The following is a 26,443-nucleotide window of genomic DNA, read 5'->3' on the forward strand; positions in this document are numbered from 1 at the left end:
GCCTCGGGAGTGAGGGCGCCGGGAACCGGTCCGACCGTGGGAGGGATCAGACCGCGTGGACCACGTCCTTCTCCTCGGCGAAGTGGCAGGCGGACTCGTGGGCCGCCGGGCTGTCGGCGCCCTTGAAGCGCTCGGGGACGGCGAGCAGCGGCACCTCCTCGGCGCACTTGTCCTGGGCCTTCCAGCAGCGGGTGCGGAAGCGGCAGCCCGAGGGCGGGTTGGCCGGGGAGGGCACGTCACCGGTGAGGATGATCCGCTCGCGGTGCTCGCGGGCCTCCGGGTCCGGCACCGGGACCGCCGACAGCAGCGCCTGGGTGTAGGGGTGCGTCGGGTGGTCGTAGATCTGCTCGTCCGTGCCGATCTCGGCCATCTTGCCGAGGTACATCACGCCCACGCGGTCCGAGATGTGCCGGACGATCGACAGGTCGTGCGCGATGAAGATGTAGGAGAGGTTGAACTCGTCCTGCAGTCGCTCCATCAGGTTGATGACCTGGGCCTGCACCGAGACGTCCAGGGCGGACACCGGCTCGTCGCAGATGATGATCTCGGGGTTGAGCGCAAGGCCGCGGGCGATGCCGATGCGCTGGCGCTGACCGCCGGAGAACTGGTGCGGATAGCGGTTGATGTACTCGGGGTTGAGACCGACGACGTCCAGCAGTTCCTGCACCTTGCGGCGCCGGTCGCCCCTGGGGGCCACCTCGGGATGGATGTCGAAGGGCTCGCCGATGATGTCGCCCACCGTCATGCGGGGGTTGAGCGATGTGTACGGGTCCTGGAACACCATCTGGATGTTGCGGCGTACGGCCTTCAGGGCGCGCCCGGACAGCTTGGTGATGTCCTGGCCCTTGTAGAAGACCTCGCCCGCCGTGGCCCGCTCCAGGGTCATCAGGAGCTTGGCCACCGTCGACTTGCCGCAGCCGGACTCGCCCACGATGCCCAGGGTCTCGCCCTGGTACAGGTCGAAGGAGACGCCGTCGACGGCCTTGACCGCACCGACCTGGCGCTTGAAGAGGACGCCCTGGGTGAGCGGGAAGTGCTTCACCAGGTTGCGCACCTGCAGGATCGGCTCGCCGCGCTCCACGGGGGCCTCGATGGCGGCGACCGCCTCCTGCTCGGAGTGCGCGTCCACCACCTCGACCTCGGAGACGTTCGGCGTGGCGTCCTGCCGCTCGTCGTTCTTGCTGAGCTCAGCCATGGATCGTCTCCTTCCAGAAGTGGCACGCCGAGGCGCGGCCGACCACGTCACTGCCGTCCTGTTCGGTGACCGGCAGCAGGGCGGGGCTCTGCGTGCGGCAGATGTCCTGGGCCTTGGGGCAGCGCGGGTTGAAGGCGCAACCGCTGGGGATGTGCAGCAGGTTGGGCGGCAGGCCCTTGATCGCGTAGAGCTCCTGGCCCTTCTGGTCCAGACGCGGGATCGAGTCCAGCAGGCCCCGGGTGTACGGGTGCGCGGGGCGCTTGTACAGCTCGTGGATCGGGGCGGCCTCCACGATTCGGCCCGCGTACATCACCGCGATCTTGTCGGCGACGTCCGCGACGACACCGAGGTCGTGGGTGATCAGGATCAGACCCATGTTGTACTCGCGCTGCAGCTCCGCGAGCAGGTCCATGACCTGGGCCTGGACCGTCACGTCGAGAGCCGTGGTCGGCTCGTCGGCGATGATCAGGTCCGGCTCCAGGGCCAGCGCCATGGCGATCATGATGCGCTGGCGCATACCGCCCGAGAACTGGTGCGGGTAGTCGTTCACCCGGGACGCCGCGGCCGGGATCTTCACCCGGTCCATCAGCTCGATCGCCTTGGCCTTGGCGTCCTTCTTGGACAGGCCCCGGTGGACGCGGAACATCTCACCGAGCTGGTAGCCGACGGACAGCACCGGGTTCAGGGAGCTGAGCGCGTCCTGGAAGATCATGGCGATCCGGCGGCCCCGGATCTTGCGTCGCTCCTCGGCGGACATCTTCAGCATGTCCTGGCCGCGGAAGAGGATCTCGCCCCGCGGGATCCTCGCCGGCGGCATGTCGAGGATGCCCATGATCGCCTGCGCGGTCACGGACTTGCCGGAGCCGGACTCGCCGAGCACGGCGAGCGTCTCGCCCGCGCTCACGTTGTAGTTGACGCCGTTGACGGCCTTGGCCACCCCGTCCCGGGTGTGGAACTCGACGTGCAGGTCGCGTACTTCGAGTAGCGGTCCGGTGTGAGCCTCGCCTGAGGCGAAGCCGGATTCGGAATCTTCGATGATCGTCACGTACGCCTCCCTCAGCGCAGCTTCGGGTCGAGGGCGTCGCGGACCGCGTCGCCGAGCATGATGAACGCGAGCACGGTGAGGCTCAGCATGGCGCTGGGGAAGAACAGCACGTGCGGCGCGGTACGGATGACCGTCTGCGCGGACGAGATGTCGTTGCCCCAGGAGACCGTGCTGGGCGGGAGGCCGATGCCCAGGAACGACAGGGTCGCCTCCAGCGAGATGTAACCACCGAGCGCGATGGTGGAGACCACGATCACCGGAGCGACGGCGTTCGGCAGGATGTGCCGCAGCAGGATGCGGCCGGTGCCGGCGCCGAGCGCCCGCGCGGCCTGCACGAAGTCCTGCTGCTTGACGGTGATCACGGAGCCGCGCATGACGCGGGTGATCTGGGTCCAGCCGAGGAAGACCATCGCGGCCACCACGGTCCACACCGTGCGGTGGGTGAAGGCGTTCAGGACGACGATCGCGCCGAGCAGCAGCGGGATACCGAAGAACACGTCGGTGACCCGGGACAGCACCGCGTCGAACCAGCCGCCGTAGTAGCCGGCGAGCATGCCGACCACACTGCCGAGGATCGCGACACCGAGCGTGGTGAAGATGCCGACGATGATCGACGCACGGGCGCCGTACATCGTCCGCGAGTACACGCTGCGGCCCTGGCCGTCGTAGCCGAACCAGTCGGCCTGCCCGATGTGGCTCCAGTTGGGCCCGGTCAGGTAGTGGTGCACGAGGTCCGCGTGCTTCGGGTCGGTCGAGGTGAACACACCCGGGAAGGCGGCGATCGCGATCAGCAGGAGGATGAGTACTGCCGAGATGACGAAGAACGGGTTGCGGCGCAGGTCCCGCCACGCGTCGGACCAGAGGCTGCGCGGCCTGTCCTGCGAGGGGTTGGGGGCCGCCGTGCCGGCGACCGCTTCCTCCAGGGCCGTTTCGGTCGTGAGTGCCTCAGACATAGCGGATCCTCGGGTCCAGGACGGCGTAGAGCAGGTCGACGACGAGGCTGGAGACCAGGTAGACGATCACAAGGACGGTCACGATGCCGACGACCGTCGTGTTGTCGGACTGGTTGATGGACCGGTACAGCGTGTTGCCGATGCCGTGGACGTTGAAGATGCCCTCGGTGACGATGGCGCCACCCATCAGGGCGCCCAGGTCGGTGCCGAGGAACGTGACCACGGGAATCAGCGAGTTGCGCAGCAGGTGGACGCCGATGACACGGCGGCGCGGCAGGCCCTTGGCCACGGCCGTGCGCACGTAGTCGGCCCGGAGGTTCTCTGCGATGGAGGTCCGGCTGAGCCGGGCCACGTACGCGAAGGACAGGGAGCCCAGGATGATGCCGGGCAGGATCAACTGGGTGATGTCGTTGGAGTCCTGCACCGTCGGGGTCACCCAGCCGAGCTGGTTGCCGAAGACCGTCTGGGCGATGAAGCCGAGCACGAAGATCGGGATGGAGACCAGCAGCAGCGTGATCACCAGCACGAGCTTGTCGTAGATTTTGCCGCGGTTGAGGCCGGACACCAGGCCCAGGACCAGTCCGACCACGATCTCGATGGTGAAGGCGACCAGCGCGAGCCGGATCGTCACCGGGAAGACCTCGGACATGACGTCGACGACCTTGCGCCCCGTCACGAAGCTGGTGCCGAAGTCTCCCTTGAAAACATTGCTGATGTAGTGCCAGTACTGCTCGAGAACCGGCCTGTCGAGCCAGTACTCGTGCTTCAGGCGCGCCATCGCCTGGGGATCGGCAGGTCTGTCGCCCCACAGCGCCCGGACGGGGTCACCGGGCAGGGAGTAGACCATCAAAAAGATGAGCAGAGTGGTCCCGACGAACACCGGGATCATCTGGAGCAGTCGCCGCGCGACATAGCGCCCCATCGAGCCTCCATTGTCAGCCGCTCTGGTGGCCGCCCCTGCCGCGCTCTCCTGGTGGGGGGTGGTGCGGGGCGGCCACCGGTTGCGAACGGTGGGGCGCCCGCGGCCTGCGCGGGCGCCTCAGTGAATCGACCGTTGCGGCCTTTACTTCTTGTAGACCTCGACGTCCGCGAAGACCGGCTTGCCGAAGGTGTCGTAGCTGACGTTCGTGACGTTCTTCGAGTAACCCGCGTTCGTCTTGTAGTACCACAGCGGGATGGCGGGCATGTCCTTGTACAGGGCCGCCTCGGCGTCCTGGTACAGCTTCACCGACTCGTCAAGCGAGGAAGCCTTGTCCGCCTTGGCCGCCAGCTTGTCGAACTCCTTGTTGGAGTAGCCGCCCTCGTTGCCCGCGGCGGTGCTGCCGTACAGGTCCTTGAGGAAGTTGGCGTTCAGCGGGTAGTCCTGCACCCAGCCGGAGCGGTAGAGGCTCTGGACCTTCTTCTTGGTGCGGACGTCCAGGGCCGTCTTGAAGTCGGCCTTCGAGTCGCCCTCGCACTTGACGCCGGTGTTCTGGGTGATGTTGGCGCACACGGCCGTCACCCATTCCTTGTGGCCGCCGTCGGCGTTGTACAGGATCGAGATGGTCGCGTTGGCGCCACCCGCCTCCTGGATCAGCTGCTTGGCCTTCTTCGGGTTGTACGTGCAGGCCTCGCCACAGGCGTTGGCCTTGTAACCCTCGACGGCCGGCGGGACGAAGCCCGTGGCGGGCTCACGCGAGCCGGCCAGCACCGTCTTGGTGATGGTGCTGCGGTCGACGGCCATGGACAGGCCCTCGATGAACTTCGCGCGGTCCTTGAGCTTCTTGATCGTCGGCGCGTACTCGGCGACGGAGACGGTCTGGATCGCGTTCTGCGGGGCGTCGACCGCGCGGTCGCCCAGGTCCTGGTGGTACTTGGACATCGCGCTCGGCGCGACCTGGTCCAGCACGTCCAGGTTGTCGGAGACGGCGTCCTGGTAGGCGGCCTCAGAGGTCGTGTAGAACTTGAAGTCGATGCCGCCGTTCTTGGGCTTGGGGCCCGCGTAGTCGGCGTACGTGTTCACCAGGAAGTCCTGGTTGTGGTTCCACTTGACGAACTTGTACGCGCCGTTGCCGACAGGCTCCTGGCCGTACTTCTTGGGGTTCGTGTAGAAGACCTTGGGCAGCGGGTAGAAGGCGCTGTAGCCCAGCTTGTAGGTCCAGTACGGAACGGGGGAGGCCAGCGCGACCTTGATGGTCGAGTCGTCCGGGGTGGTCAGACCGGACATCTTGTCGGTCTTCGGGTCGCCCTTGTCCGGGTGGACGTCGGCGTAGCCCTTGATGTCCGAGAACCAGGAGGCGTTCTGCTGTGCGTTCTTCGAGTTGGCGCCCCAGTTCCAGGCGTCCACGAAGGAGTGCGAGGTGACCTTCTCACCGTTGTGGAAGGTCCAGCCCTGCTTGAGCTTGATCGTGTAGTGGCTGGCGTCGTCCTGCTTGATGGACTCGGCGACCAGGTTCTCCAGCTTGCCCGACTTCGGGTTGTAGTCGACCAGGCCACTGAAGAGGGCGTCGGTGATACGGCCACCGCCGGTCTCCATGACGTTCGCCGGCTGGATGGGGTGCTGGGGCTCGTTGCTCTGGTAGCTGAACACGCCCTTCGCGTTCACCGCGCGCGAGCCGCCATCGCCCGAGCCGTCGTCCCCGCCGCCGCCACAGGCCGTCGCACCCAGCGCCACAATCGCCGCTATCGCAACCCACTTGGCGCTCTTGGCACCACGCATGGGGCTCCTCCTCATGAGTCCATTGGTTCACCGCATGGAGGGACACTGGACGCACCACCGTCACCGGTGCCTGAAATGCTCAAGTGCCCCCGCGCTCGTGAGCCCGGCGCCCTCAACAACAGCGCGTGACCCGAGCTATCTACGCGCCTAACTATCTGCCATGCGGGCCGGAGCGAACCACACTTTCGAGGTCTCGGTTCGATCACACCTGCCGTCTACTTCTCCCAAAATCCGGACAAACGCATGGGTGAAAGATCCCTGCGAAACGGACTTGTTACACAACTATCGGATGCAGTTGTCCGAATAGCGGACACAGGGAGAGAAAACCGGTTGCGCTGGAAGGAGCGCCGGAGTCGCCCGAGGACTCACCGATTCCGGCCACTTTAACCACGCGCGGGAGGCCGCCGTAACCCGGAGTGAACCTGATCCGCGTTCATAGGGAAAACCCTGCATGGCCCTGGTGGTGCGACGGGGAAGAGGAAGGGTCCGCCCGGCAGGTGCCGGGCGGACCCTTCTCACTCACTTCGGCTGCGGACAGCCCCCGCGTCAGCCGTGCTTGGCGCGGCTCGCGGTGCGACCGCGCTCCTTCTGGTCGAGGACGACCTTGCGGATGCGGACCGCCTCCGGGGTCACCTCGACGCACTCGTCGTCGCGGCAGAACTCGAGCGACTGCTCCAGGGAGAGCTTGCGCGGCGGAACGATCGCCTCGAACGAGTCGGCCGAGGCCGACCGCATGTTCGTGAGCTTCTTCTCCTTGGTGATGTTGACGTCCATGTCGTCGGAGCGCGAGTTCTCGCCGACGATCATGCCCTCGTACACCTCGGTGCCCGGCTCGGTGAAGAGCACGCCGCGCTCCTGGAGGTTCGTCATCGCGAACGCGGTGACGGAGCCGGCGCGGTCGGCGACGAGCGAGCCGTTGTTACGGGTCGTCAGGGTGCCGAACCACGGCTCGTGGCCCTCGTGGATGGAGTGGGCGATGCCCGTACCGCGGGTGTTGGTCAGGAACTCGGTACGGAAGCCGATGAGGCCGCGGGACGGGACGACGAACTCCAGGCGGACCCAGCCGGAGCCGTGGTTGGACATGTTGTCCATCCGGCCCTTGCGGACGCCCATGAGCTGCGTGACCGCGCCCATGTGCTCCTCGGGGACGTCGATCGTCATGCGCTCGACCGGCTCGTGCACCTTGCCGTCGATCATCTGGGTGACGACCTGGGGCTTGCCGATGGTCAGCTCGAAGCCCTCACGGCGCATCTGCTCGACCAGGATGGCGAGCGCCAGCTCACCGCGGCCCTGGACCTCCCAGGCGTCCGGGCGCTCGGTGTCGAGCACGCGGAGGGAGACGTTACCGATCAGCTCGCGGTCGAGGCGGTCCTTGACCTGGCGGGCGGTGACCTTGCGGTCCTTGACGGCGGACTTGGCGTCCGCGCCCTTGCCGGTGCCGCCGCGGCCGACCAGCGGCGAGGTGTTGGTACCGATGACCATGGAGATCGCGGGCTCGTCCACCGTGATCAGGGGGAGCGCGACAGGGTTCTCCGGGTCGGCGAGGGTCTCACCGATCATGATGTCCGGGATACCGGCCACGGCGCAGATGTCACCGGGGCCCGCCACCTCGGCCGGCTTGCGGGTGAGCGCCTCGGTCATCATCAGCTCGGAGATGCGCACGTTGGAGACCGTGCCGTCGCGCTTGATCCACGCGACGGTCTGGCCCTTGCGCAGCTCGCCCTGCTCGACGCGGAGCAGCGCGATACGGCCGAGGAAGTTGTCCGCGTCGAGGTTGGTGACGTGGGCCTGGAGCGGCGCGTCCTCCTCGTACGTGGGGGCCGGGATGTGCTCCAGGATGGTGGAGAAGAACGGCTCCAGGCTGGTGGAGTCCGCCGGGACCGTGCCGTTCTCCGGCTTGGTCAGCGAGGCGATGCCGTCGCGGCCGCAGGCGTAGACGATCGGGAACTCGATCTGCTCCTCGTCCGCGTCGAGGTCGAGGAAGAGGTCGTAGGTCTCGTTGACGACCTCGTCGATGCGCGAGTCGGGGCGGTCCGTCTTGTTGATGCACAGGATGACGGGAAGCCGCTGCTGGAGCGCCTTGCGCAGCACGAAGCGGGTCTGCGGCAGCGGGCCCTCGGAGGCGTCGACGAGGAGGACGACGCCGTCCACCATCGACAGACCGCGCTCGACCTCGCCACCGAAGTCGGCGTGGCCGGGGGTGTCGATGATGTTGATGGTGATCGGCTCGCCGCCGTCCTTGGGGTGGTACTTCACCGCCGTGTTCTTGGCGAGGATCGTGATGCCCTTCTCACGCTCCAGGTCATTGGAGTCCATGACCCGGTCGTCGACGGAGTCGAGCTGGTGAGCGGCGAACGCGCCGGCCTGCTTCAGCATGCCGTCGACGATGGTGGTCTTGCCATGGTCGACGTGGGCGACGATGGCGACGTTACGGATGTCGTGGCGCGTGGCCATATTGCGGCGTACTCCCGGAGTGTGCGGACTGCCCTGCGCGGGATTCTCTTGCGCGGGACCTGCCGGGCTGGACACGCCACGGCCTCACCCCATGGTACGTGGCCCTGCGGGGGGCGGCCTCCGCAGGGCCACGGGGCCCGGTTTCCGGGTGGAACGGGCGGTGGGAGCGGGGTTCAGCTCCCGGTCGGGCTGGGCGAGACCTTCGCGCCCTTCTTCAGGAAGCCCATGTCCTCGTAGACCGGCGCCTGGAAGCCGAAGGCACCCATGTTGACCAGGGTCTTCCGTACGCCCACGAGCTGGGGGCGCTGGTAGAGGGGGATGGAGGCGGCCGCCGCCCAGATGCGGGTGTCGGCCTTGCGGATGAGGTCGCGGGACTCGTCCTCGTCCAGCGTGGAGGCGGCCTGGTCGAAGAGCTGGTCCACCTGGTCGGTGCCGACGCGGGTGTAGTTCTGCTCGACGTTCACCGAGCCGTCGGCGGCGGGCGCGGGCTTGGCGAAGATCGGGCGCGCGTCGGTGGCCGGGAAGGCGGAGGCGGGCCAGGAGTACAGGGCGAGGTCGAAGTCGCCGGCCGCGATGTGGTCCTTGAAGTAGCTCTCGTCGGGGACCTTGATGAGCGTGGTGCGGATGCCGACCTTCTCCAGCATCGCGGAGATCCGCCCGGCGACGGTGTTCAGGGTCTCCGAGCCCGCGCCGGTGGGGAGGACGAAGCGGAGGTTGAGCGCCTGGCCGTCCTTGGCGAGCGGTCCGTTCACCGCGCCCGCCGGGGCCGCGGTGCCCTTGGGGGCGTAGGCACCGGGGGCACCGCCCTGGCCGGTGTACTGCTTGCCGTCCTGAGCGAGGTGACGGCCGCTGCCGTCGCCGTGCTCGTTCTTGCCGTCGGTGTTGTCGTCGTCCTCGCCGACGATGTACTCGCCGTCCTTGCCGCCCTCGGACCGGTCCTCGTCGTCCTTGGTGCCGCGCTCGGGTCCGGCGGCCTTCTCGGCCTTCTTCTGCGCCTTGACCGGGCCGCCCGGCACCCAGCCCGCCTCCGAGAGCAGGGCCTGCGCCTCCTTGGTGTCCTGGCCGCCCAGGGCGTTGCTGTTGTCGGCGTAGGCGGGCTGGCCCGCCAGCGCCAGGTGGCTGCCGACCGGCTCGGCGGGCAGGCCGAGCGGGGTCAGCACCAGCCTGGCCAGCTCCTTGCGGTCCAGTGCGCGGGCCACGGCCCGGCGTACCCGCTCGTCCGCGAGCAGGCCCCCGGCGCCGTTCAGGGCGAGCTGGGTGTAGGCGGGCTCCAGGGACTTGCGCACCTCGTAGGAGCGGAGCCCATCCTGCTCCTCCAGGTACCGGGTGATGGCCTTGCGCAGCTTCTGCCTGCCCGCGTGCTCGACCTTCTCCGTATCCAGACCGTGGGCGAGCGCCCAGGAGCGGAGCTTCTTGGCGGAGGTCCTGCCGCCGCCCGCGAGCGGGCTCCCGGTCCCGCTGCCACCGGCGGCACCGCCGATCCGCCCGGCCGTGGCGGCGTCCACGTCGGCGACGTCGACCTTGCCGTCCGCCAGCGCGGTGGCCCGCTCGTCCCGCGGGACGGTGTGCAGCACGATCTGGTCGAGCTTGGCGGGCTGTCCCCACCAGCGCGGGTTGCGGGAGAGGACGACGTCCTTGCCGGCGGTGTCGACCTTGTCCACCCGGAAGGGGCCCGCGGTGGTCTTCAGCTTGCGCCGGGCACCGTCGTTGAAGGCGTCCGGGGTGCCCATGACGTCCTTCGGGTACAGCGGGGAGAACAGCGACTTCCAGTCGGCGTAAGGGCGGGAGAAGGTGACCCGGACCTGGAGGTCGCTGGCGCCGCGCTCGATCTTGGAGATGCGGTCGTACCCGGCGTTGCGGGCGGTCCAGTAGGCGCTGTCCTTGCCGGACAGGGCGCGCCACTGGGCGAGGAAGTCGGCGGCGCCGATCTCGCGGCCGTCGCTCCACACGGCCTGCTGGTTCAGCTTGTACAACACGACCTGGCGCGGCTCGGTCTCGATGACCTTGGCGGACTCCAGATAGGCGGGGTTCACCGCCGGGCGGCCGCCCGCGTCGAGCTGGAACATCGAGGGGAGGGTGGCCTGGGCGACTCGGGTGGTGCCCGCGTCGGCGTCGGCCTGATAGGCGTTGAGCGTCTCCGGCAGCGCGTCCACGGCCCACTTCACGGTACCGCCCTCGGCGACCTTGTCGCGGGTGACGTGGGCGATGTCCGGTCCGGCCGGCGGGCGGCCGGCCTTCTCGTCCGAGCCGCATCCGGCGAGGAGGGGCACCGCGAGGGCGCCCGCGGTGAGGAAGGCGGTCGCGCGCAGGACCGCGCGTGAGCCGACGCCGTCGTGGGACATCTCTGCTACCTCCGGAAAGCCGCGGGCGTTTTGATCACTTTTGGCGGTATATGGAGCTGATCAGATCTATGCACCCACTGAAGGCGACCGTGCCGGGGGAAACGGAGCGACACGACCGCGCCGCGCGGCAAGCCCACCCGTGCGGCGCAACACCCTCCGCTCGCGGGGCCGCGAACCCGCCCATACGCTCCCAAAGTGACGTCCTCCCAGGTCCGGGGCCGCCCCCGGCACGCCCCGGCGCACATACGCGTGCGGGTCGCGCACGCGCTGGTCGGCGCGGTCGCCGGGGCGGGCTGGCTGGCCGTCCCGGTGCTCGCGGCGCAGGAACCGGCGACCGCGTCCCCTCCCCGCAGGGCACCGGCCGCTCCCGCCGCCCCTCGGGACGACGAGTCCTCCGCCACCGACCTGATCCTCCCGGTCGCCGTGCTCGGCACCGCCGGAGTCGTCGCCGCGTACGGCTACGTGCGCCGGGGCCGCCGCGCGTCCGGCGTACACCCGTCGGCCCCGGCCGCCCCCGCCCCGGCCGAGTCCGACCGCCGGGCCCGCGAGGCCCTGGTCCGGGCCGACGACAGCGTCCGGGCGAGCGAGGAGGAACTGCCCTTCGCGGCCGCGCTCGCGGACGAGCGGGCTCTCGCCCCCTTCCGGCAAGCGATCCACGCCGCCCGGACCGAACTCTCCGCCGCCTTCGCCCTGTGGCACCGCTACGAGGAGGGCGAACCCCGCGACCCCGGTGACCGCCGGCAGGCCCTGGCGGGCGTCGTCGGCCGGTGCGCGGAGGCGGGGCGGGTGCTGGACGCGCGGGCCGGGGAGCTGGACCGGCTGCGCCGGGCGGAGGTGGGCCCGGCGCTGGAGGTGGCCGAGGGCGCGTTCCGCCGGCTGGCCCCACGTGCGGCGGGCGCGCGGGCCACGGCCTCGGAACTGGGCGAGCGGTACGGCCCCGCGGTCGGTGCGCGGGCCGCCCGGTGCGCCGAAGAGGCGATGGACCGGCTGGTGTTCGCCACCGCCCGGCTCAACGAGGCACGCCGGGCAGCCGACTCGGGCGAGGAGATGCGGGTTCTGCGTCAACTCCGTGCGGCGGAGGGATCGGTGGCGCAGGCGGGGATTCTGGTGGCGGGGACGGACCGCACGGCCCGGTGGCTGCGGGAGGCGGCGGCACTGGTACCGGCCGCGCTGACCGGGGCGGAGGCGGTACTGGCGCGGGCGCGGGCGACGGGCACACCGGTGCCGTCGGGGGCCGACGGCACCCTGGCCGCCGTACGCACGGAGCTGACGGCGGGCCCGTACGACCCGCTGGACGCGCTGCGGCGCGTCACCCGCGCCCTGGTCCGGCTGCCGGGGTCCCGGTCGGGAGTGCTGGACACCGCGGCCTGTCTGGTGGCGCGGGCGGCCGTCGGCGAGGCGGAGGACTTCGTCGCGGTGCACCGGGGCGCGGTCGGCGCCGGCCCCCGCTCCCTGCTCACGGCGGCCGTGGGCACCCTCGCCGCGCCCCACCCCGTCGAGGCGGCCGTCCTGGCCCGCCGGGCCCTGGAACTGGCCGACCGGGACGTCCGCACGCACGGCGGGCCGGAGTCCGGCGCCGAGGGAACCGCCGGGGCGGTCCTCGGCGGGGTGCTCCTCGGCGAGGGACCGGACGGCGGGCCGCCGGTGTCCTTCGGCGGCCCGGAGACCCGCGGCCGCCTCGGCCCCCGAACGCACTGAGCGGCGCCGTCGTGGACGCGGTGCGGGCCGGCCCCTCAGAACAGGCTGAGCAGCGCCTCCGCCGGGTCGGTCAGGGGGCTGTCGCCACCGGGGAGCGGCAGCTCGAACCACACCGTCTTGCCGCGCGGGGTGCGCCGGGAGCCCCAGGCCGCGCTGAGGAGGCCGACCAGTTGCAGGCCGCGCCCGCCCTCGTCGGTGTCACGGGCCCGCCGCCTGCGGGGCTGGACCAGACCGCCGTCCCAGACCTCGCAGACCAGGGTGCGGTCCAGCAGCAGCCGGAGCCGGATCTCGCCCTCGCCGTACCGCAGGGCGTTCGTCACCAGCTCGCTGACCAGGAGTTCCGTGGTGTCGACCAGGGGTTCCAGGTCCCAGCTCAGCAGCTGGGACCGCGCGTACTCCCTGGCCCGGCCCACGCTGCGCGGCTCGCGGGGCAGGGTCCAGTCTCCGACCGACTCGGTGGGCAGACCCTGGACGCGGGCCATGAGCAACGCGATGTCGTCCTCGCCGTGCCGGGTGTCGAGGCTGTTCAGGACGTGGTCGCAGACGTCCTCCAACGGGCGGGAGGGGTCGGTGAGCGCCTGCACGAACGCCTGGAGCCCCTCGTCCAGCGGATGGTCGCGGGACTCGACCAGACCGTCGGTGTAGAGGGCGAGCAGGGCGCCCTCGGGCAGCTCGACCTCCACCTCCTCGAACGGCTCGCCGCCCACGCCCAGCGGCATCCCGGGCGGCACGTCGAGCATCAGCGCGGCCTCGCCGGGCTCCACCAGCACCGGCGGCAGATGGCCGGCGTTGGCGAAGGTGCAGCGCCGGGTGACGGAGTCGTAGACCGCGTACACGCAGGTGGCCAGGTACACCTCGGACAGGTCGGCGTCGCGCGGCTGGCGGGCCGCGCGGGTGGCCTGCTGGACCCCGCCGGGGGTGCCGAGGCCGCGGGCGATCTCGTCCAGCGCGGAGAGCACCTCGGCCGGTTCGAGGTCGAGCAGGGCCAGGGTGCGCACCGCCGTACGGAGCTCACCCATCGCCACGGCCGCGCGCAGGCCGCGGCCCATCACGTCGCCGACCACCAACGCCGTGCGGTGGCCGGGGAGTTCGATGACGTCGAACCAGTCGCCGCCGACCTCGGTCGCCGCGTTGCCGGGCAGGTAGCGGCAGGCGATGTCCAGGCCGGACGCCTCGGGGTCGCCGGGCGGGAGCAGGGACCGCTGGAGTATGAGCGCGCGTTCGTGCTCGCGGCGGTAGAGCCGGGCGTTGTCGATGCAGACGGCGGCGCGCGCGGCCAGCTCGACCGCGAGGTCGCGGTCGCGGTCCCCGAACGGTTCGCTGCCCTTGGTGCGGGCGAACTGCACGATGCCCACCACGGTGTCGTGCGCGACCATCGGCACGGCGAGCGTGGACTGCACCAGGCCGCCCTCCTCGGCGGGCACCCGCTGCGGCCGGGCGGTGCGCAGGGCGTCCGCGCACGGGGAGTTGAACGGGAAGCGGTGCACCGCGCCCAGCTCCACCCGCTCCGCCGAACCGCCGAAGGGCGCGTCGGAGACGGCGCTGGCGAAGGCCACCCGGCGCAGTTCCGCGCTGCCGTCGGCCAGCTTGGGCGGGGCCTCGTCGCCGGTCAGCAGGGCCTGGTAGAGGTCGACGGTGGCCAGGTCGCAGAAGCCGGGGACGACCACGTCGAGCAGTTCGCGGGCGGTCGTCTCCAGGTCGAGCGAGTTCCCTATGCGGGCACCCGCCTCGTTGAGCAGGGCGAGGTTGCGCCGCGCGGAGGCGGCCTCACGGGCGGCCTCGCGCCGGGCGGTGATGTCGGTGCCGAGCCAGGCCACACCGATGGGGCGCCCGCTGCCGCTGTGCACGCGGTAGAGGTTGATGGACCAGTGCCGGCGCTCGTCGGAGTCCGGTACGAAGCCGGTGACGTGCATGTCGGTGATGGAATCGCCGGACTCCAGCACCCTGCGCATGGTGGCCGCGACCCGGTCGGCCTCGCCGCGCGGGAGATAGTCGTGCACGCCCTTGCCCCGGTGGTCGTCCGGGGTGCCACCGAAGATCGACGCGAACCTTGTGTTGGCCCGGCGCACCCGGAGATCGGTGTCGATCAGCAGGAACCCGAAGGGAGATTGGCCGAATATCGCCTGCGAGGCGGCGAGGTCGGTCTCGATGCTGCGCAGGGTCCGCACGTCCACCACGATGCACACGGCGGCCTTGTCGCCCTCGGCGGTACGGGTGGGCATGACGTAGACCTCCGCCATGCCCTCCTCGCCGCGCGAGCCGTCCTCGCCGGCCGGCATGCGGAAGGGGACCACGCCGGTCCACTCCCGCCCGTCCAGGATCTCGGCCATCTTCCGCTCGCCACGACTGCGCAGGTCGGGGTCGACGAACGCCTCGATCGGGTCCAGCCCCACGGCACGGCGGGCGGGGACGCCGAAGAGCTGTTCGGCGCGCAGGCTCCACTGCTCGACCAGCCCGCCGGGACTGAGGGAGAAGGACGCGACCTTTATGTAGTCGTACATCGAGCCGGGCGGACTGCTCTGCCACATGTCAGCGGGGGCCGCCTCCTGGGCGGCCCGGCTCCTCGCGCCGTCCGACGGGTCCTCGGACTCCGTGGCCTTCGCTGGTATCTCGCTCACGCGAACCGTCCCCTCCAGCTCACCGCGTCCGGCACCGGTCACCGGGGGCGGCTGCCCGCAGTATCCAGCACTACGGCGCCGCACGACACGGTGTTCACGATCACAGCTCGGTACGGATGCCTTCCGGACCGCGCCGCGACAACACTTCCAGTCTTCTAACCAGCGAACACGGCCTCGAACCACGCGCCCGGCAACGCGCTCGCGCACCGGGGTGCGAGCCGACCCACGCGGGGGCGCGCGCACCCCCTCCTTACCCCCGGCCTGTCCAGCCGTGCCCCCGATGCTCCCGCCCGCGCTCCGGGTCGTGACGGGCGGGCGGGCATCATTCGGGGATCGCCAGTTCGAACCAGACGGTCTTGCCGCTCCCGCCCGGCCGGGTACCCCAGCGGGCGGACGAGGACGCGACGAGCGCCACCCCCCGGCCGCTCTCGTCCTCGGGCCGGGCGATCCGCTCGCGCGGGGGGTCCGGCACCTGGTCGGAGATCTCCACCCGCAGCACCCCGCCGAGCCCGACCGGGCGCACCAGGCGCAGCCCGATCGGGCCGTCCGCGTGCCGCAGGGAGTTGGTCACCAGCTCGCTGACCAGCAACACCGTCAGGTCGGCGAGGGAGTCCAGATGCCAGCGCCCCAACTGGTCCCGGACAGCGGCACGGGCTGTGCGCACCGCGCCGGGCTCCGGGGGGAACGTCCGCTCGACGCAGTCGCCCTCGGTGTCGAACACGCCGATCACTTCCCACGTGAGCGGACCCACCCATGTCCGATTTCATGGGGTTACTGGCCACATACCCGGTATGCGGTGCGCAGTACCGTGCGGGCCGGGACACCGTGGCGCGAACGACGTGCGGCTTCCGGGAGCCGGCCGGACCACTCCCGGTACACCCGGGCGGGGAGTACGGCGGCGCGGCGGGTCGGGGCCGGCCCTGCTCCGGCTCCGCACGCCGGGCCGCGCACCCCGCACCCCGGTCAGCGCGCCTGCGCGCCGAGGCGTGCGGCGATCTCGCGCACCGCCGGGACGTCCTGGTCGAGCCAGGGCACGTCCCAGAGGTGGCCGGGGGTGAGCCAGCGCAGTTCGTCGTGGTCCTGGAGGGCCTCGGGTCCGGGTGAGCCCGGACGGAGCCGGGCGGTCCAGACCCACAGCACGTAAGGAGTCCTCAGGGGCCACTCCCCCGGTACGCGTTCGACCGCCTCGGCGTCGACGCCCAGCTCCTCGCGCAGTTCGCGCACGAGGGCTTCTTCGGGTCGCTCGCCGGGCTCGACCTTGCCGCCGGGCAGCTCCCAGCGTCCGGCCAGCTCCGGGGGCGCGCTGCGCCGCGCGGCGAGCAGCCGGTCCCCGTCGAGCAGGGCGGCTCCCACCACCACGATCCGTTCGGTCATGGTCCGGAGCCTACGGGAGCACGCCCGTGGTCAGTTGCGCGTGCTCTCGCCGTGCTGACTCACGCGCTCCACGGAGTAGAGCTGCCTGTGCCCGCGGCCGTCGAGACTGTCGGCGATCTTCTGGGCCTCGGCCCGCGTCGCGTACCGGCCGACCCGGTAGCGATTGCCGTTGTCGTCCTGACGTATGACGAGCCAGGGCAGAACGACCGCACCCTCGTTCATCGCCCCCATCGCTTCCCCTCCCGTAGCCCTAAGCACCCGCCCCACCCGCTTTCCGCTCCGGGGCTCCAAGGTGTCCCGCCCGAGGAAACCGCAGTACGCATATGCCCGAGCGTACGCCCAACCTTCACACAGCGGATACGGCTTTTCACGAAGAGGTACGCAACCGGCCAGAACGTACGGGGGCGCACGGAATCGAACGCGCCGCGTCCCGAGGAGCGCGCCCGGGACGGCCTCGACCGCCGTCCACCAGGGACGACGGTCGGCCGGCCGGCCGGACGGCGACAGGGGGCGCGGGAATCGCACGCCGGAGCACGCCCCGGGGGAGCGCGTCCCGTGTGCGCTACCTCATGAGGCTCCGCTACCGCACGGACAGGTGGTACGCGACCTGATAGCGGTCGGCCGGGATGACGACGTCGGCCGTCTCGACCGGGCGGCCCGAGGCGTAGTAGGTGCGCTGGATGACGAGGACGACATGGCCGGGAACGCCGCCGAGCAGGAGGAGCTCCTCCGCGAGGCCGGGACGGGCCCCGACCTCCTCGGTGACGTTGTCCACGATGACGTCGATGGCGCGCATCCGCTCGACCACGCCCATCCCGCCCAGGGGACCCTCCTCGGGCAGCATGACCGGGGTGCGGCCGGTCACGGCGAGCGGCTCCCAGGAGGTGGAGATCATCATCGGCTCGCCGGCGTCCCGGAACAGGTACTTGGTCCGCATCACCCGCTCGCCCGGCTCGATCCCGAGCCGCTCCGCGATCCCGGTACCGGCCTCGGCACGCTCGCTGCTGGACTCCCAGGTGCCGCGCGCGGTCGCGTCGGCCTGCTCCTGCCGGAAGGGGGTGGCGCCGCCCTGCGGGCGGTACCCCGAGCGCGCCACACTGCGCGGCACCGGCCGCTCACGCACATACGTACCCGAGCCGGACCGCCCCTCGACCAGCCCCTCCGCCATCAGCACCTTGCGGGCCTCCAGCGCGACCGTGTCCGAGACCCCGTACTCCTCGCGGATGCGGGCCTGCGACGGGAGGCGGGTATGGGGCGGCAGTGAACCGTCGACGATCTTCTGGCGGAGATCACCCGCCACCCGCAGGTACGCCGGCTGCTCACCGAATGTCACTGGCCGCTCCCATCAGGTTGTACAGACAGCAACAGCGTGGCAACCGTGGGTTGGGCCATGCAAGCAAAGGCCAGAGAATCACTCGAAGTGATGACGAGGGACGGGGCACACCCGCGTCCAGCGACTTCCTCCGGCCATGACTCCCCCGCTGAGCCGTGATCACACCTTCGCGCCGCCGCCCGCTCACTCCGAGCGCGGGCCGGGCGGCCACGCCCCAGCACCGTCCCACCACGGGAAAGAACGAGAGGCCCGACCCCGAAGGGTCGGACCTCATCCGGCCTGCGTACCCGCCGGATCAGCGACGCGGTGACGCGTCGGCCACTACACGTTGAAGCGGAACCTGTAGTGCAGAGCTCCCACCTGCGGAAACGCGCGTTCTACGGTGGGCATCCCAGCACCATCCCAGCACGGGCGTTCCATCCCAGCACCGCACAGGCCAGCCCGCCCTGGTACGCCTACCCAGCTCAGTTGCCGGCGCTTGAGCTCGTCGCCTCTGACGGCAAGGACGTCACGTCCAGGGGCAGCGGCCGCATGGAACGCTGCAAGACTTCCCGGCAGCGCTCCCACGCGCCGGGCAGCAGATGCCCGTAGATATCGACCGTCGTTTTGACCGATCGGTGTCCCAGCCAGCGCGACACCTCGTGGATCCTCTCCCGCGTCGACGTTCACGACGTCACCAAGGAGATCACCGACCAGGCTGTCGCGCTTCTGCGCACCCATCACTGCCACGGCCACAAGTACGCCATCGATGCCGCCTTCGCCGTCATCGCCCGCAACGCACCCCGGCCGGTCACCGTCCTCACGTCCGACCCCGAGGATCTGACACTCCTGTGCGGCCCTTCCGTGGAGGTCGTCAAGGTTTGAGGCAGCCTCACGCCGGCGACATCCAGCATCCCTTGTCGCGGTGCAGGCGAGCGAGTTTAGCGAGCTGTCGAAACGTGACATCAACCCGATCGCAATTGAGGTCTTCAAGGTCCGCTTGCGACAATTCATCAAAATGGGCCCTCAGAATTGACCGCGATACCGCAAAAAGAGCACGACCGTACTCATCAACCGGTTCGGCCTGACTGTCCCAGCACACCGGACAATCACCGATCAGTAGTGATACCGGGCAGCGAGGATGACGATCTCATTGTCGGTCACCAGATAGACGAGGCGGTGCTCTTCGTCGATCCGTCGCGACCAGGCCCCTGGCAGGTGATACTTCAGCGGCTCCGGCTTGCCGATGCCCACGAAGGGGTCACGCCTGACATCTTCGATGAGCTTGTTGATCCGGGCGAGCATCTTACGGTCGTTCTTGAGCCAGGACGTGTAGTCCTCCCAGCCCTGATCCTCGAAGACGAGCCTCACGCGGCACCCGCACCTGCGTCCGGCGACTCGGGATCGATCAGCTCACGCTCCGACACGTTGATGTGCGACAGGGCGTTCTCGTACGCCTTGAGCAAACGCCGGGCGTTCGCTGGCGAGCGCAGCAGGTAGGAGCCCTCGCGCAGCGCCATGTAGTCCTCGGCCGAGACGAGCACCGCGTTACCGTGTTTGGAGACGATCTCGATGGCCTCGTGATTCTCGTTGACCTTTTTGATCAACGGAAACAGTTCCTTGCGCGCTTCACTCGCAGTGATGGACATGACTTCAACCCTCCCATCAAGTGGTACTCAATAACGTACCACCCTTGGTGTCATCTGAGAGAGGGACCGACTGATGGTGCCTCAGCTGATCCAGCACCCATCCAGCACGGGGAAAGGGTAGGGGCCCACCTCCGGAGAGGTGGGCCCCATCTGACCTGCATGTTTGCCACGTCAACGACGTGGTGTCAGTTCATCCGCTCAGACGTTGAACCGGAACTCCACCACGTCCCCGTCCCGCATCACGTAGTCCTTGCCCTCCATGCGCGCCTTGCCCTTGGCGCGGGCCTCCGCCACGGAGCCCGTCTCCACCAGGTCGTCGAAGGAGATGACCTCCGCCTTGATGAAGCCCTTCTGGAAGTCGGTGTGGATGACACCGGCCGCCTCGGGGGCGGTGGCGCCCTTGGGGATGGTCCAGGCGCGGGATTCCTTGGGGCCGGCCGTGAGGTAGGTCTGGAGGCCGAGGGTGTTGAAGCCGACGCGGGCGAGGGTGGCGAGGCCGGGCTCCTCGGCGCCGACGGACTCCAGGAGTTCCATCGCGTCCTCCTCGTCCAGCTCGGCGAGGTCCGCCTCCAGCTTGGCGTTGAGGAAGATCGCCTCGGCCGGGGCGACCAGCGCGCGCTGGGTGTTCTTGAAGTCCTCGTCGGTCAGCTCGTCCTCGTCCACGTTGAAGACGTAGAGGAAGGGCTTCGTCGTCAGGAGGTGCAGGTCGTGCAGCGGCTCCGCGCGCTCCGAGCCCTGGAGGATGCCCTGGGAGGACAGGGTGTCGCCCCGCTCCAGGATCTCCTTCGCCTCCTCGACCGCCTTCACCTTCGGCGCGACGTCCTTCTTGATCCGGGACTCCTTCTGGAGGCGCGGCAGGACCTTCTCGATGGTCTGGAGGTCGGCGAGGATCAGCTCGGTGTTGATCGTCTCGATGTCGTCCTTCGGCGAGACCTTGCCGTCGACGTGCACGACGTTCTCGTCCTTGAAGGCGCGGATGACCTGGCAGATCGCGTCGGACTCACGGATGTTCGCCAGGAACTTGTTGCCCAGTCCCTCACCCTCGGACGCGCCGCGCACGATGCCCGCGATGTCGACGAAGTCCACCGTCGCCGGGAGGATGCGCTCCGACGAGAAGATCGACGCGAGCTGCGCCAGGCGGCCGTCGGGGACGCCGACCACGCCGACGTTCGGCTCGATCGTGGCGAACGGGTAGTTGGCCGCCAGCACGTCGTTCTTGGTCAGGGCGTTGAACAGGGTCGACTTGCCGACATTGGGCAGGCCGACGATTCCGATCGTGAGCGACACGTTGCGACTTCCCGTAGAGGAGTGGGCCAGGGGCTGCCAGGGCCTGGGCCGTGTTCGCGAAGCAGCGCCGTCTGCCCGGAGGGCAGTGCTCGTGGCGTCTGGTGCGTGCGATCGCAGGGCGGAGGGTCGCCTTCGTACTGGGCGTACGAGGGCGACCCCGACAACGCGGCGAGCGCGCGTGCCAGGCGACGCGAGCCAGGCGACTTCGCGGACACGGCCCGAGGGACACCGGCCGATCCACCAGTTTACGGCGTCCGCGCGGGGTGACCGGCGGGAGAGTCCCCCGTCCGGCCGGACTGACCCCGCGGGCAGGTCTTCGGCGTGTCTGAAGGGCGATTCGGCACATAAACAGACCTAAGTTGGTCCAGTGGAGCAACACAGAACGCGACCTCCGAAAGACGGGCCGCGACGCGGCACACCCACGCCCGCGCATCTTCCGCCCCAGGCCCGGCGCGGTCCGGACGCCGTGCGACCGGCCGGGGGGTCCGTCGCGGCCCGCCGCGGCCCCGAGGCCGTGCGCCGGTCCGTCGCCGAGCCGGGCCGCGCGCCCGGTGGCCGGCGCTTCCCGGACCCCCGGCTCACCGGGCTCGGCGGCGGCCTGTTCTGCGTGGCCGCGATGCTGCTGCTCGGCGGCCTGGACGCCCTGCTGTTCGGCTCGTCCCTGATCGCCTACGGCGTGCTGTTCCTGCCCGTCTGCGTGCTCACCGCGCTCTGGGTGCGCCCCGGCGACCTGCTGACCGCCCCCGTCGCCCTGCCCATCGCCTTCGGCGCCGGCCTCTTCCCGGTCGCCGACGGCAGCGCGGGCTTCCTCGGCTCCCTGATGGGCGTCTTCACCGGCCTCGCCACCCAGGCGGGCTGGCTGTACGGCGGGACGCTGATCGCCGGGGTGACGGTCCTGGTGCGCCGGGTGCGCTGGATCCGCGGCAGACGGCGCCGAACCGCGTGAAGACCGGTGGAGCGGCGCCCAGGGCGCCGCTGTGCCGCACGCCTGGGTGGCAGGGGCCCGGCCGGCGGAAGACGCAGGCCGGGCCCCAGGCCACCGCTACTCCGCGGCTTCGCGCTGCCCGGCGCGCATCGCCGCGCCCACGATGCCCGCGTTGTTCTGGAGCTGGGCCGGGACGATCTCGGCCTTGATGCCCTTGATGTGCGGGAGGAACTTCTCGGCCTTGCGGCTCACCCCGCCGCCGACGATGAACAGCTCCGGCGAGAAGAGCATCTCCAGGTGCGCGAGGTACTTCTCGACCCGGCGTGCCCAGTGCTCCCAGCTCAGGTCGCCGTCCTCCTTGGCCTTGCTGGACGCCTTCTTCTCCGCGTCGTGGCCGTTCAGCTCGACATGGCCCAGCTCGGTGTTGGCGACCAGCACGCCGTCGGTGAAGACCGCGCTGCCGATGCCGGTGCCGAAGGTCAGCACGATGACCGTGCCGCCCCGTCCGCGCCCGGCACCGAACCGCATCTCGGCGAGGCCGGCCGCGTCCGCGTCGTTGACCAGCGTGACCGGCAGGCCGCCCAGCTTCTCGCTGAACAGGGTGCGGGCGTCCGTGCCGATCCAGCTCTTGTCGACGTTCGCCGCGGTGAGGACGGTCGCGCCGTCCTGGACCACTCCGGGGAAGGTCAGCCCGACCGGGCCGGTCCAGCCGAAGTGGTCGATCACTTCCTTGACGCCGTCGGCGACGCCCTCGGGCGTCGCCGGATGCGGGGTGAGCACCTTGCAGCGCTCCTGGGCGAGATCGCCCTTGTCCAGGTCCACCGGGGCACCCTTGATGCCGGACCCACCGATGTCCACGCCGAAGATCTGCATGGCCCCACGTTACGGCGTACGACTGACGGTCACGCCCCGGGCGTACCGGTTCCGCCGCGTTCGGCCGCCAGGGCGGCGGCTTCCTCGCGCAGGTCGCGGCGGAGCTCCTTGGGCAGCGAGAAGGTGATGGACTCCTCGGCCGCCTTGACCAGCTCCACGTCGCCGTAGCCGCGCCGGGCCAGCCACTCGAGGACCTCCTCGACCAGGACCTCGGGCACGGAGGCGCCGGAGGTGACGCCGACCGTGGTCACGCCCTCCAGCCAGGTCTCGTCGATCTCGCCGGCGAAGTCCACCAGGTACGCCGCCCGGGCCCCGGCGAGCTTGGCGACCTCGACGAGCCGCACGGAGTTGGAGGAGTTGCGCGAGCCGACCACGATGACCAGATCGGCCTCGGCGCCCATCTGCTTCACCGCGAGCTGACGGTTCTGCGTGGCGTAGCAGATGTCGTCGCTGGGCGGGGAGACCAGGCCGGGGAACTTCGCCTTCAACGCGTCGACGGTCTCCATGGTCTCGTCCACGGACAGCGTGGTCTGGGAGAGCCAGACGATCTTGGAGGGATCGCGGACCTCGACCTTGGCCACGTCCTCGGGGCCGTCGACGAGCTGGATGTGGTCGGGGGCCTCGCCGGAGGTGCCGATGACCTCCTCGTGCCCCTCGTGCCCGATCAGCAGGATGTCGTAGTCGTCCTTGGCGTAGCGGACGGCTTCCTTGTGGACCTTGGTGACCAGCGGGCAGGTGGCGTCGATGGTGGCGAGCCGGCCGCGCTTCGCCTCCTCGTGCACGGCCGGGGCGACGCCGTGCGCGGAGAACATCACGATCTGGCCCGGCGGCACCTCCTCCGTCCGCTCGACGAAGATCGCGCCCTTCTTCTCCAGGGTCTGCACGACGTACTTGTTGTGGACGATCTCGTGCCGGACGTAGATCGGGGCCCCGTACTGTTCGAGGGCCTTCTCGACGGCGATCACGGCGCGGTCCACACCGGCGCAGTAGCCACGGGGGGCGGCGAGCAGGACACGGCGGCCAGGCGAAGCGGTCATGCGCCCATCGTAAGGCCGGGTGCCGGACCTGGTGGATCCGCCCACAGGGGGTGGTCCCGGCACACGCCCGCTGTCGGCGGCGGCCGTTACCCTCGCCGCATGGCTGTGAACACGTCGCCCGAGGCCCCGCTCCCGGTCGGGGAGGTCTCCCGCCTGATCGGCCGCTGGATCGACCGGCTCGGCGCGGTGTGGGTGGAGGGGCAGATCACCCAGTTGTCGCGGCGGCCCGGCGCCGGGGTGGTGTTCCTGACGCTGCGCGACCCCTCGCACGACATCTCGGTGAGCGTCACCTGCTTCCGGCAGGTGTTCGACGCGGTCGCCGACGTGGTCGGCGAGGGCGCGCGGGTCGTGGTGCTCGCCAAGCCGGAGTGGTACGCCCCGCGCGGCCAGCTCTCGCTGCGTGCCGCCGAGATACGGCCGGTGGGCGTGGGCGAGCTGCTGGCGCGGCTGGAGCAGCTCAAGAAGTCGCTGGCCGCGGAGGGGCTCTTCGCGGCCGACCGCAAGAAGGCGCTGCCCTTCCTGCCGCAGCTCATCGGGCTGGTGTGCGGCCGGGCCTCGGCGGCGGAGCGGGACGTGCTGGAGAACGCCCGGCACCGCTGGCCCGCCGTCCGCTTCGAGGTGCGCAATGTGCCGGTGCAGGGGGTGCACGCGGTGCCGCAGGTGGTCCGGGCGGTCGAGGAGCTGGACGCGCGGGACGACGTGGACGTGATCGTGGTGGCCCGCGGCGGGGGCAGCGTGGAGGACCTGCTGCCCTTCTCCGACGAGGAGCTGATCCGCGCGGTCGCGGCCTGCCGGACACCGGTGGTCTCGGCGATCGGGCACGAGCCGGACACCCCGCTGCTGGACCTGGTGGCCGACCTGCGGGCCTCCACCCCGACCGACGCGGCCAAGAAGGTCGTCCCGGACGTGGGTGAGGAGCTGGCGCGGGTACGGATGCTGCGCGACCGGGGCCGGCGGTGCGCGAACTCCCTGCTGGAGCGGGAGGAGCGGGGGCTGGCGCACACGCTGGCCCGGCCGGTGATGGAGCGCCCGCACCGGATGCTGGACGAGCGGGAGACGCAGGTGGAGGCGCTGCTGGGGCGCGCCCGGCGCACGCTGGGGCATCTGCTGGACCGGGCGGAGTCGGAGCTGACCCACACGCACGCGCGCGTGGTCGCCCTCTCGCCCGCGGCCACGCTCCGGCGCGGCTACGCCGTCCTGCAGAAGGAGGACGGCCATGTGGTCCGCGACCCGGCCGAGGTGGATGGCGGCGAGCCGCTGCGGGCCCGGGTGGCGGCGGGCGAGTTCGCCGTACGGGTCGATGTCGGCGGCGATGAATAGGGTGGGCGGATGAGCAGCAAGGTGGACGAGGCGCTCTCGTACGAGCAGGCGCGGGACGAGTTGATCGAGGTCGTGCGGCGTCTGGAGGCGGGCGGGTCGACGCTGGAGGAGTCGCTCGCGCTGTGGGAGCGCGGCGAGGAGCTGGCCAAGGTGTGCCGGCGCTGGCTGGAGGGGGCGCGGGAGCGGCTGGACGCGGCGCTCGCGGAGGAGGCGGAGGACGAGGAGGGCGAGTAGCGGACCGGGCACCTACCGAGAGCATTGTTGAACCTTGAACTTCTCTGGCGTAAGGTCGGGCCCGTCACCAGGTCCCGCACACGGACCGTACGCGCACCCCAGGAAGTCACAGATGTCTCTCGTTCTCGACCCGGCCGCCCAGGACCTGCTGTTCCGCGAGGCCCGCACCGCGAACTCCTTCACCGACGAGCCGGTGACCGACGAGCAGGTCCGCGCGATCTACGACCTGGTCAAGTACGGCCCCACCGCCTTCAACCAGACCCCGCTGCGGATCACCCTGGTCCGCTCCCCCGAGGCCCGCGAGCGCCTGCTCGGGCACATGGCAGAGGGCAACCGCGCCAAGACCGCCTCGGCCCCGCTGGTGGCGATCCTCTCCGCGGACAACGAGTTCCACGAGGAGCTGCCGGCCCTGTTCCCGGCATTCCCGCAGGCCAAGGACGCCTTCTTCGCCGAGCGCCCGGTGCGCGAGCACTCCGCGGCGCTGAACGCCGCTCTCCAGGCCGCCTACTTCGTCATCGGCGTCCGCGCCGCCGGCCTGGCCGCGGGCCCGATGACCGGCTTCGACGCCGAGGGGGTCCGCAAGGAGTTCCTGGACGACGACCACGCCCCGCTGATGATCGTCAACATCGGCCGCCCTGCCGCCGACGCCTCGCACCCGCGCGGCCCGCGCCTCTCCTACGACGACGTGATCACGACCGTCTGAGCAGCGCTCTGCCGCCGGTTCACGGCGGACGCGAAGGCCCCCGGAATGCGCTTCCGGGGGCCTTCGCGCATGGTGGAGGGGACCCCTACGCCATCTTGAGCGCCGAGGCCATGGCCGTCAGACGGTCGAACGACGCGGTGCCCGACACCACCGTGGTGGAGCCGGGGGTGCCCTCCAGAACGAGGGCGTCGTAACGGCCGCCGGAGTACCGGGTCCAGGTGCGGCCGTCGATCTTCTCGGTCCTCTTCGTCGCCGAGGAGCCCTGGGTGGCCTGCTGGATGAAGTCGGAGCGCTTCTGGGTGGACTGCTCGACCTGCACGTACTCGCCCTCGGGGTCCTGGAAGCCGAGGTGCCAGCGATCGGACTCCTCACCGCGGAAGCGGACGGAGGTCGCCTTCCAGGTGTCCGGCAGCCCCTCGGGGGCCGCCACCGGATAGCTCACGGCCCTGCGCGCCGTGGTCGCCTCGACCGCGTAGTCGACCCGCGGGAGGTCGGGCTTGTGGTCGTCGTGCGGGACGAAGACGTAGACGACCGCCGCCGCGATACCGATCAGGGCCAGGGAGAGGATCATGTCCCGGGCCGTCTTCTGCTTGCCGTTCGAACCTGCCACGCCATCTATGGTCTCAGGTGCCCTCCGCGCTCATCCGTGGGGCCCCCTGCTCATTCTGCAAGCCCGGAGATAGAGTCACCTCATACTCATCCGGCCGTCGTCGTATCAGAAAGGTG

Annotated in this window: 23 protein-coding genes and 1 pseudogene; 6 read left to right on the top strand and 18 right to left on the bottom strand. The window is 70.4% G+C overall.

Going from position 1 to position 26,443, the window contains the following annotated elements:
- Window positions 1-46 precede the first annotated feature (46 nt).
- The 7 genes from ACWCV3_RS21970 to ACWCV3_RS22000 form a co-directional block, all read right to left on the bottom strand.
- Window positions 47-1,195: an ABC transporter ATP-binding protein gene (locus ACWCV3_RS21970; RefSeq protein WP_451226667.1), complete on the bottom strand. Its 1,149-nt coding sequence runs from the start codon at window positions 1,193-1,195 to the stop codon at window positions 47-49.
- A complete protein-coding gene (locus tag ACWCV3_RS21975; RefSeq protein ID WP_451226670.1) occupies window positions 1,188-2,240 on the bottom strand; it encodes an ABC transporter ATP-binding protein in 1,053 nt (350 codons plus the stop codon). The genes ACWCV3_RS21970 and ACWCV3_RS21975 overlap by 8 nt, the downstream gene beginning before the upstream one ends.
- Window positions 2,241-2,251: 11 nt before the next feature.
- Entirely contained in the window at window positions 2,252-3,193 is a 942-nt protein-coding gene (locus ACWCV3_RS21980) for an ABC transporter permease (protein WP_451226673.1), read from the bottom strand.
- A complete protein-coding gene (locus ACWCV3_RS21985; protein WP_451226676.1) occupies window positions 3,186-4,115 on the bottom strand; it encodes an ABC transporter permease in 930 nt (309 codons plus the stop codon). The genes ACWCV3_RS21980 and ACWCV3_RS21985 overlap by 8 nt, the downstream gene beginning before the upstream one ends.
- A 141-nt stretch (window positions 4,116-4,256) precedes the next feature.
- Window positions 4,257-5,891 (bottom strand): peptide ABC transporter substrate-binding protein, encoded by a 1,635-nt coding sequence (locus ACWCV3_RS21990; protein WP_451226679.1) that lies wholly within the window; start codon window positions 5,889-5,891, stop codon window positions 4,257-4,259.
- Between the two features lie 546 nt (window positions 5,892-6,437).
- Window positions 6,438-8,345, bottom strand: coding sequence for a translational GTPase TypA (typA, locus tag ACWCV3_RS21995; protein WP_451226682.1), 1,908 nt, complete (start codon window positions 8,343-8,345; stop codon window positions 6,438-6,440).
- 173 nt (window positions 8,346-8,518) lie between these two features.
- A complete protein-coding gene (locus ACWCV3_RS22000) occupies window positions 8,519-10,687 on the bottom strand; it encodes an ABC transporter family substrate-binding protein (RefSeq protein ID WP_451226685.1) in 2,169 nt (722 codons plus the stop codon).
- Window positions 10,688-10,882: 195 nt separating this feature from the next.
- Between ACWCV3_RS22000 and ACWCV3_RS22005 the strand changes: the two genes are divergently transcribed.
- A complete protein-coding gene (locus tag ACWCV3_RS22005; protein WP_451226688.1) occupies window positions 10,883-12,385 on the top strand; it encodes a hypothetical protein in 1,503 nt (500 codons plus the stop codon).
- A 35-nt stretch (window positions 12,386-12,420) separates the two neighbouring features.
- Here ACWCV3_RS22005 and ACWCV3_RS22010 read toward each other — a convergent pair whose 3' ends face one another.
- The 5 genes from ACWCV3_RS22010 to ACWCV3_RS22030 form a co-directional block, all read right to left on the bottom strand.
- Entirely contained in the window at window positions 12,421-15,003 is a 2,583-nt protein-coding gene (locus ACWCV3_RS22010) for a SpoIIE family protein phosphatase (RefSeq protein ID WP_451226691.1), read from the bottom strand.
- Window positions 15,004-15,325: 322 nt separating this feature from the next.
- Entirely contained in the window at window positions 15,326-15,754 is a 429-nt protein-coding gene (locus ACWCV3_RS22015; RefSeq protein ID WP_451226694.1) for an ATP-binding protein, read from the bottom strand.
- Window positions 15,755-15,966: 212 nt separating this feature from the next.
- A complete protein-coding gene (locus ACWCV3_RS22020; RefSeq protein WP_451226696.1) occupies window positions 15,967-16,377 on the bottom strand; it encodes a (deoxy)nucleoside triphosphate pyrophosphohydrolase in 411 nt (136 codons plus the stop codon).
- Between the two features lie 30 nt (window positions 16,378-16,407).
- Window positions 16,408-16,599, bottom strand: a complete 192-nt coding sequence (locus tag ACWCV3_RS22025) for an SPOR domain-containing protein (protein WP_135783953.1) — start codon at window positions 16,597-16,599, stop codon at window positions 16,408-16,410.
- Between the two features lie 358 nt (window positions 16,600-16,957).
- On the bottom strand, window positions 16,958-17,710 hold the full coding sequence (locus ACWCV3_RS22030; RefSeq protein ID WP_451226699.1) for a GntR family transcriptional regulator: 753 nt from the start codon (window positions 17,708-17,710) through the stop codon (window positions 16,958-16,960).
- A 642-nt stretch (window positions 17,711-18,352) separates the two neighbouring features.
- Between ACWCV3_RS22030 and ACWCV3_RS22035 the strand changes: the two are divergent.
- Window positions 18,353-18,574, top strand: a pseudogene (locus ACWCV3_RS22035) (DNA-binding protein); the annotation flags it as partial.
- Between the two features lie 231 nt (window positions 18,575-18,805).
- On the opposite strand, the gene ACWCV3_RS22040 reads toward ACWCV3_RS22035, so the two are convergent.
- The 3 genes from ACWCV3_RS22040 to ychF form a co-directional block, all read right to left on the bottom strand.
- The gene (locus tag ACWCV3_RS22040; protein ID WP_111380477.1) at window positions 18,806-19,060 is read right to left on the bottom strand and encodes a Txe/YoeB family addiction module toxin; all 255 of its coding nucleotides are present in this window, start codon (window positions 19,058-19,060) and stop codon (window positions 18,806-18,808) included.
- A complete protein-coding gene (locus tag ACWCV3_RS22045) occupies window positions 19,057-19,338 on the bottom strand; it encodes a type II toxin-antitoxin system Phd/YefM family antitoxin (protein ID WP_053623546.1) in 282 nt (93 codons plus the stop codon). Before ACWCV3_RS22045 ends, ACWCV3_RS22040 begins: the two co-directional genes overlap by 4 nt.
- 198 nt (window positions 19,339-19,536) lie before the next feature.
- A complete protein-coding gene (ychF, locus tag ACWCV3_RS22050; protein ID WP_451226703.1) occupies window positions 19,537-20,625 on the bottom strand; it encodes a redox-regulated ATPase YchF in 1,089 nt (362 codons plus the stop codon).
- Window positions 20,626-20,992: 367 nt separating this feature from the next.
- Here ychF and ACWCV3_RS22055 point away from each other — a divergent pair, with 367 nt between their 5' ends.
- The gene (locus tag ACWCV3_RS22055) at window positions 20,993-21,571 is read left to right on the top strand and encodes a DUF6542 domain-containing protein (RefSeq protein ID WP_451226706.1); all 579 of its coding nucleotides are present in this window, start codon (window positions 20,993-20,995) and stop codon (window positions 21,569-21,571) included.
- Window positions 21,572-21,667: 96 nt separating this feature from the next.
- On the opposite strand, the gene ppgK is transcribed toward ACWCV3_RS22055, so the two are convergent.
- Together ppgK and ACWCV3_RS22065 are read right to left on the bottom strand one after the other, a co-directional pair.
- Window positions 21,668-22,423 (bottom strand): polyphosphate--glucose phosphotransferase, encoded by a 756-nt coding sequence (gene ppgK, locus ACWCV3_RS22060; protein WP_451226708.1) that lies wholly within the window; start codon window positions 22,421-22,423, stop codon window positions 21,668-21,670.
- Window positions 22,424-22,452: 29 nt separating this feature from the next.
- Window positions 22,453-23,460 carry a 4-hydroxy-3-methylbut-2-enyl diphosphate reductase gene (locus tag ACWCV3_RS22065; RefSeq protein ID WP_451226711.1) on the bottom strand — a complete coding sequence of 336 codons (1,008 nt, stop codon included), beginning with the start codon at window positions 23,458-23,460 and terminating at the stop codon, window positions 22,453-22,455.
- 99 nt (window positions 23,461-23,559) lie between these two features.
- On the opposite strand from ACWCV3_RS22065, the gene xseA reads away from it, so the two are divergent.
- The 3 genes from xseA (at window position 23,560) to ACWCV3_RS22080 (ending at window position 25,717) form a co-directional block, all read left to right on the top strand.
- A complete protein-coding gene (gene xseA, locus ACWCV3_RS22070; RefSeq protein WP_451226714.1) occupies window positions 23,560-24,780 on the top strand; it encodes an exodeoxyribonuclease VII large subunit in 1,221 nt (406 codons plus the stop codon).
- Between the two features lie 9 nt (window positions 24,781-24,789).
- A complete protein-coding gene (locus ACWCV3_RS22075; protein WP_451226717.1) occupies window positions 24,790-25,014 on the top strand; it encodes an exodeoxyribonuclease VII small subunit in 225 nt (74 codons plus the stop codon).
- Between the two features lie 112 nt (window positions 25,015-25,126).
- Window positions 25,127-25,717, top strand: a complete 591-nt coding sequence (locus tag ACWCV3_RS22080) for a malonic semialdehyde reductase (RefSeq protein WP_451226720.1) — start codon at window positions 25,127-25,129, stop codon at window positions 25,715-25,717.
- 85 nt (window positions 25,718-25,802) lie between these two features.
- Here ACWCV3_RS22080 and ACWCV3_RS22085 read toward each other — a convergent pair whose 3' ends face one another.
- On the bottom strand, window positions 25,803-26,327 hold the full coding sequence (locus ACWCV3_RS22085) for a DUF4245 domain-containing protein (protein WP_451226723.1): 525 nt from the start codon (window positions 26,325-26,327) through the stop codon (window positions 25,803-25,805).
- Between the last annotated feature and the right edge of the window lie 116 nt (window positions 26,328-26,443).

Source organism: Streptomyces sp. NPDC001781, assembly GCF_053596035.1.

Coding starts and splice junctions, on each gene's coding strand:
- ACWCV3_RS22075 (WP_451226717.1), top strand. CDS start 24,790: ATGAGCAGCAAGGTGGACGAGGCGCTCTCGTACGAGCAGGCGCGGGAC.
- ACWCV3_RS21990 (WP_451226679.1), bottom strand. CDS start 5,891: ATGCGTGGTGCCAAGAGCGCCAAGTGGGTTGCGATAGCGGCGATTGTG.
- xseA (WP_451226714.1), top strand. CDS start 23,560: ATGGCTGTGAACACGTCGCCCGAGGCCCCGCTCCCGGTCGGGGAGGTC.
- ACWCV3_RS22020 (WP_451226696.1), bottom strand. CDS start 16,377: ATGACCGAACGGATCGTGGTGGTGGGAGCCGCCCTGCTCGACGGGGAC.
- ppgK (WP_451226708.1), bottom strand. CDS start 22,423: ATGCAGATCTTCGGCGTGGACATCGGTGGGTCCGGCATCAAGGGTGCC.
- ACWCV3_RS22045 (WP_053623546.1), bottom strand. CDS start 19,338: ATGTCCATCACTGCGAGTGAAGCGCGCAAGGAACTGTTTCCGTTGATC.
- ACWCV3_RS21980 (WP_451226673.1), bottom strand. CDS start 3,193: ATGTCTGAGGCACTCACGACCGAAACGGCCCTGGAGGAAGCGGTCGCC.
- ACWCV3_RS21985 (WP_451226676.1), bottom strand. CDS start 4,115: ATGGGGCGCTATGTCGCGCGGCGACTGCTCCAGATGATCCCGGTGTTC.
- ACWCV3_RS21970 (WP_451226667.1), bottom strand. CDS start 1,195: ATGGCTGAGCTCAGCAAGAACGACGAGCGGCAGGACGCCACGCCGAAC.
- ACWCV3_RS22080 (WP_451226720.1), top strand. CDS start 25,127: ATGTCTCTCGTTCTCGACCCGGCCGCCCAGGACCTGCTGTTCCGCGAG.
- ACWCV3_RS22025 (WP_135783953.1), bottom strand. CDS start 16,599: ATGAACGAGGGTGCGGTCGTTCTGCCCTGGCTCGTCATACGTCAGGAC.
- ACWCV3_RS22000 (WP_451226685.1), bottom strand. CDS start 10,687: ATGTCCCACGACGGCGTCGGCTCACGCGCGGTCCTGCGCGCGACCGCC.
- typA (WP_451226682.1), bottom strand. CDS start 8,345: ATGGCCACGCGCCACGACATCCGTAACGTCGCCATCGTCGCCCACGTC.
- ACWCV3_RS22065 (WP_451226711.1), bottom strand. CDS start 23,460: ATGACCGCTTCGCCTGGCCGCCGTGTCCTGCTCGCCGCCCCCCGTGGC.